7 protein-coding genes are annotated in these 4,618 nt (G+C 43.0%); all 7 read right to left on the minus strand.

From position 1 onward, the window contains the following. Nucleotides 1-219, minus strand: a 219-nt coding sequence (locus GX419_04595; GenBank protein ID NLI23968.1) for an AAA family ATPase, incomplete at its 3' end; no start/stop codon positions are given. 409 nt (nucleotides 220-628) lie between these two features. After that, the gene (locus GX419_04600; GenBank protein NLI23969.1) at nucleotides 629-865 is read right to left on the minus strand and encodes a hypothetical protein; all 237 of its coding nucleotides are present in this window, start codon (nucleotides 863-865) and stop codon (nucleotides 629-631) included. A gap of 353 nt (nucleotides 866-1,218) precedes the next feature. Beyond that, nucleotides 1,219-1,812 (minus strand): hypothetical protein, encoded by a 594-nt coding sequence (locus tag GX419_04605; GenBank protein ID NLI23970.1) that lies wholly within the window; start codon nucleotides 1,810-1,812, stop codon nucleotides 1,219-1,221. Between the two features lie 5 nt (nucleotides 1,813-1,817). Then, nucleotides 1,818-1,985 (minus strand): hypothetical protein, encoded by a 168-nt coding sequence (locus GX419_04610; GenBank protein ID NLI23971.1) that lies wholly within the window; start codon nucleotides 1,983-1,985, stop codon nucleotides 1,818-1,820. Between the two features lie 947 nt (nucleotides 1,986-2,932). Next, on the minus strand, nucleotides 2,933-3,469 hold the full coding sequence (locus GX419_04615; protein ID NLI23972.1) for an ArsR family transcriptional regulator: 537 nt from the start codon (nucleotides 3,467-3,469) through the stop codon (nucleotides 2,933-2,935). A 130-nt stretch (nucleotides 3,470-3,599) separates the two neighbouring features. Beyond that, nucleotides 3,600-4,364 (minus strand): sugar transporter, encoded by a 765-nt coding sequence (locus GX419_04620; GenBank protein ID NLI23973.1) that lies wholly within the window; start codon nucleotides 4,362-4,364, stop codon nucleotides 3,600-3,602. A 108-nt stretch (nucleotides 4,365-4,472) separates the two neighbouring features. Further along, nucleotides 4,473-4,618 (minus strand): CHAT domain-containing protein (locus tag GX419_04625; protein NLI23974.1); only part of this gene is annotated, 146 nt, incomplete at its 5' end.

Consider the following 4,618-nt stretch of genomic DNA (forward strand, 5'->3'; position numbering starts at 1 on the left):
GATGCTGTCAAACGCAGTATCTTCCTTGTTGACGTATATGATCTGAGCTCCGTGGTCTTCCTGCCGGATGCGGGCCATTATCTGGTAAAGAATGTAGCTTTTTCCTGTTCTGCGCTGTCCGGTAATCACCTTAACAACATTCTTCCCCATAAATGGTGCTATACGTGTGGTATACGTTTCCCTTTCAATAAGATGTTCTGGTATTACCGGGAACGACATGATTAAAATACAATTACAACTTTAGCAAAAAAATAATATATTGTAAATATAATTACAAAAAATAATCCTCATTGAGTTTTTTAGTATGTGAGAGGAGGTTCCAGAGTTCCATGGATTTCCGATTTCCGATTTCCTATTTCCAATTAACGTGTTATGGTTTTCATAGCGTGATCTCGTAGAGGAAATTGGAAATTGGAAATAGGAAATTTTCAGGGATTTCCGATAACGAAATTTCCGATTTCCCATTTCCTATTTCCAATTAACGTGTTATGGTTTTCATAGCGTGATCAAGGACAGGAAATTGGAAATTGGAAATAGGAAATTTTCAGAGATTTCCCATTTCCCATTTCCAATTAATGTGTTATGGTTTTCATAGCGTGATCACGTAGAGGAAATTGGAAATTTCTAACTATTTCTTATTTCCATTATCTTGCTGGTTAGAAGAACCCTTTTTCATTTCTTTTATTTCCATTCCATAATGTTCTTCGGCCAGATCGATCATCTTTTTATAGAATTCCATTTCGATTTGCTTCTGCTCAAGCAAACGCTCCAGCTCTGCCAGGCGTTTTTTAAGTTGTTTTAATGAGGGGGAAGAGGACATTGGCTGTGGGGTTAGTTTTATTGTTCCAGTGTTCCAGTGTTCCAATGTTCCAAAGTTCCAAGGATTTCCGATAACGAAATTTCCGATTTCCCATTTCCTATTTCCAATTAACGTGTTATGGTTTTCATAGCGTGATCAAGGACAGGAAATTGGAAATTGGAAATAGGAAATTTTCAGGGATTTTCGATTATCTACTAATTAGGTTCCAGAGTTCCAATGTTCCAGAGTTCCAATGTTCCATGGTTCCAATGTTCCAGGGTTTCAGTGTTTCAGTGTTCCAGTGTTGCAGGGTTTCAAGGATTTCCGGGTTAGTCTTCAGTACAAGTTAAAACCGTTTTTTATTTTGAATGCTTCTTAAAACTGCTTTTTATTTTGAATGCTTCGGAATTGCTTGTTTATCATTCATGTTTTATCCGTGGTTTAAAAAAACCTTTAATACAATTTGAATTTATGATGCATATTTGTATATGGGTTTTTTCATTAAAGCCAGCTCCGGGATATATCGGTTCTCCTTCAATAAAAGCCGCTCTTACTGAATCAAAAGGAACTTCTTTTTGCGATTTAAGAAAACTATGTGTATATTCAATAACTGCACAATCAAGATACCTCAGAACTCTGTCTTTTCCCGCATCAGACGGGTGATTGACGTTTTTAGGAATCGGTTTATCAAGTTTTTCTGCGTCAATCTTAAAGAGCTGATATGATTTTTTTAACAGATCGATATAAGCTGAATCAAGCAGATCAAGGCATTTTCCCAGGCTAAGAACAGCTCCTACAACTGCAGGTTCTTTAAGAGTACCTGCCTTCTTTTTCTGCTCAGCCCATAACAAAGCCCTCTCCGGATTGTTTTCCCAGAAGTACATTCCATGACCCAACCAATCATACGAATTCTTGCTTAGTCTCACGTAAGAAGGATCATCAATAAGTTTTTTTTGTTCAGTTAATTCGCAACCATGAAAGCCCAAGATCAGATTGGATCTTGTAGAATACATCGTTGTTATTTTTCAGAGGGAATATAAATGTCTTTATACGGTGCTTTTAAATTCCCTTTTTTAGTTATTATACCTGCATCTCTGAAGATTTCAAAAGCTTCTTTTTTTGAACGCTTACTTGCAATTGCATCATCAAACAGTTTTATGATCCTTCTGGCTTCGCTGTTTTTCATATTTTATCGGTCATTTTAGACTATACACAAATGTAATAAACAATTTCCAATATCCAGATGTATTTTGCTTTCTTATTCTTGCAATTTACAGCGTGTTGAATTTAGCTAAGGGCTAGAGATGTGGCGATCCAAAACAGGTCTTTTCCCCGCAGGGGATGAAGGAACGGGTTCGAAGGTTCCAGGGTTTCAAAGTTCCAGAGTTCCAAGGATTTCCGATAACGAAATTTCCGATTTCCCATTTCCCATTTCCAATTAACGTGTTTTGGTTTTCATAGCGTGATCAAGGACAGGAAATTGGAAATTGGAAATAGGAAATTTTCAGGGATTTCCGATAACGAAATTTCCGATTTCCCATTTCCGATTAATGTGTTCTGGTTTTCATAGCGTGATCTCGTAAAGGAAATTGGAAATTGGAAATAGGAAATTTTCAAAGATTTCCGATTTCCCAATAATGAGGATCCAAAGTTCCAGGGTTCCAATGTTCCAGTGTTCCAGCGTTTCAGGGTTCCAGTGTTCCAGCGTTTCGGGTGTTTAAGTTCGATTTGGGTTTTGTGGGTTGTGATTTTAGATTTGAGATTTAATTTGTTTTCGTTCGGGATCAAAAGAATCAGAAATCAGAAATCACAAATCTCGAATCACAAATATTTCGTTCTTCTTCTGCTGTTTTTGAATTGGGCATTGTGACCAGGGTTTTGTGGTTTGGTATTTGTGATTTGTGGGTTGTGATTTGTGATTTTAGATTTTTGATTTGGGCGTTGAGCTCTGCGCTCTGTGGTTTGTTATTTGTGATTTGTGAGTTGTGAATTTTGATTGGTGATTTAATTTATTTTCGTTCGGGATCAAGGAGGGGGATACAAGGTATCATTGTTCACAGCTTCGCCCGGTCACTCCCATAGGGGGGTAACGGGCGGGTGGTGGAACATGTTGTGTTTCCGGCAGAAGCCGGGTTATTTATCTTCGTTTCCCCAGAGGAGAACGCAGGGTTCTTCCCGGGAGAAAAAAGCCGGTGCTTCGGCGGAGGTGAGCACGAGGTAGCGGATTTTGCGGTTGATGAGCTGTTCGGCCCTTTCGGTGAGGGAGGCGAGGTAGGTGCTATCGAGCTGATCGCTTACGAGCATGATGTCGATGATGCCTTCATCAATGCCCCGGGCCATACTGCCGGTGAGCCAGGCGCTTTCCACATTGCCGAGCTTGCGCACAACCCGCTCCACTACTTCGTCGATGCCCGTGTATTTGCGCAGGATGTTCTGGAGGTCGGAGAACATGGGGTGGGAGGCGTTGGCACGGAAATATTTTTTGTTGCCGCGGGTTTCGGAGGTGAGCATGCCGGCCTGCTCGAGGCGGTTGAGTTCGAGGCGGATGGCGTTGGAGGACTCGCCAAACTCGCTTTCGAGGTCGCGCAAATAGGAGGTGGTACTGCTGTTCAGGAAGAACTTAATCAGCAGGCGCAGACGGGTTTTGGAGGTGATGAGTGTGTCGAGCATCAAAAAAATTTTTGAGCAATAAAATTACTCAAAAATTATTTTTATGCAACTTTGACTGTGGGGATGTCGAAAAACGAAATTTTTCGTTTTGCTGAAGAAAATTTCTGTTTGACAGAAGGCCGGGGAGGGATCAGAGCCGGAGGATGAGGAGGAGGGCGGTGAGGGTGGAGGTGACGGAGCCGACCAGGAGGAGGTAGTCGGAAATATTGACACGGACGGCTCTCAGGAAATTGGGCTTTACGTAAATAATATCATTGGGCATAATATAGTATGCTTCTGAGGTGACAAGGGAAGGATCGGTAAGATCGACCTTGATGGTGCGGGTGCCGTTTTCTTCCTGCCGGATGATGACCACATCCCTGCGCCGGCCGCTGTAGGTTACATCACCGGCCGAGGCAATGGCCTGGAAAATGGTAAGCCGGGCACCGGGATAAAATTTGCTTCCGGGCTGAATCACTTCCCCCAGAACAGCATAGCGGAATTCCGCCAGGCGGGCAATTACAACGGCATTCTTCAGGTACTGGTCGGCCGCCTGCTGGATGGCTATTTCTGCCTCGGGCAGGGTCTTTCCGGCAACGGGAATCTTTCCCAGGAAGGGTATCTGCACGTATCCTGAGTCGGAAACGGTGTATCCGAAAAGGTACATCCCGCCCTGGGTGATGTAGGACATGTTCATGGTGCTGCTGCCGAAAATGGGGTTGTACATGGAGTTGATCTCGGGATTGGGGGAGACGATGCGTACGTAGAGAATGTCGGCGGGCTGGAGGCGGTAGTCGGCCATGGTGCGGGGCCAGAGGGTATCTTTCTGTTCGATGTTGCGGAGGTAAACAACCTTTTTGTAGGGATTGCAGGATATAAGCAGAAGGAGAGGTAAAAGGAAAAGAATGCGTTTCATCGGGGAGGTATGGTTTTTGTGCAAAGGTATATTTTTATAGGAAATTTGAAAAAGTCTAATATGACAGGCGTTTGGCGCCGCGGCGCCAAACGCCTGTCATATTAATATTCAGCTTCCGATCATAACAAAGGCTCCCCAGTAGAAGGGTTCGGGGTGGGATTTTTTGACGTCGAGCTGGGCTTTCTGGAAGGCCTGGCGCTTATCGCCCAGCTGAAGCCAGTATTTATAAAAGGTGTTCATGAGTTGTTGGGTTA

The organism is Bacteroidales bacterium (assembly GCA_012517825.1).
In the GTDB taxonomy this organism is placed as follows: Bacteria; Bacteroidota; Bacteroidia; order Bacteroidales; family JAAYUG01; genus JAAYUG01.

Excerpts from the sequence above, each read along its gene's own strand:
- GX419_04610 (NLI23971.1), bottom strand. The coding sequence starts at position 1,985 with ATGAAAAACAGCGAAGCCAGAAGGATCATAAAACTGTTTGATGATGCA.
- GX419_04615 (NLI23972.1), bottom strand. The coding sequence starts at position 3,469 with ATGCTCGACACACTCATCACCTCCAAAACCCGTCTGCGCCTGCTGATT.
- GX419_04605 (NLI23970.1), bottom strand. The coding sequence starts at position 1,812 with ATGTATTCTACAAGATCCAATCTGATCTTGGGCTTTCATGGTTGCGAA.
- GX419_04620 (NLI23973.1), bottom strand. The coding sequence starts at position 4,364 with ATGAAACGCATTCTTTTCCTTTTACCTCTCCTTCTGCTTATATCCTGC.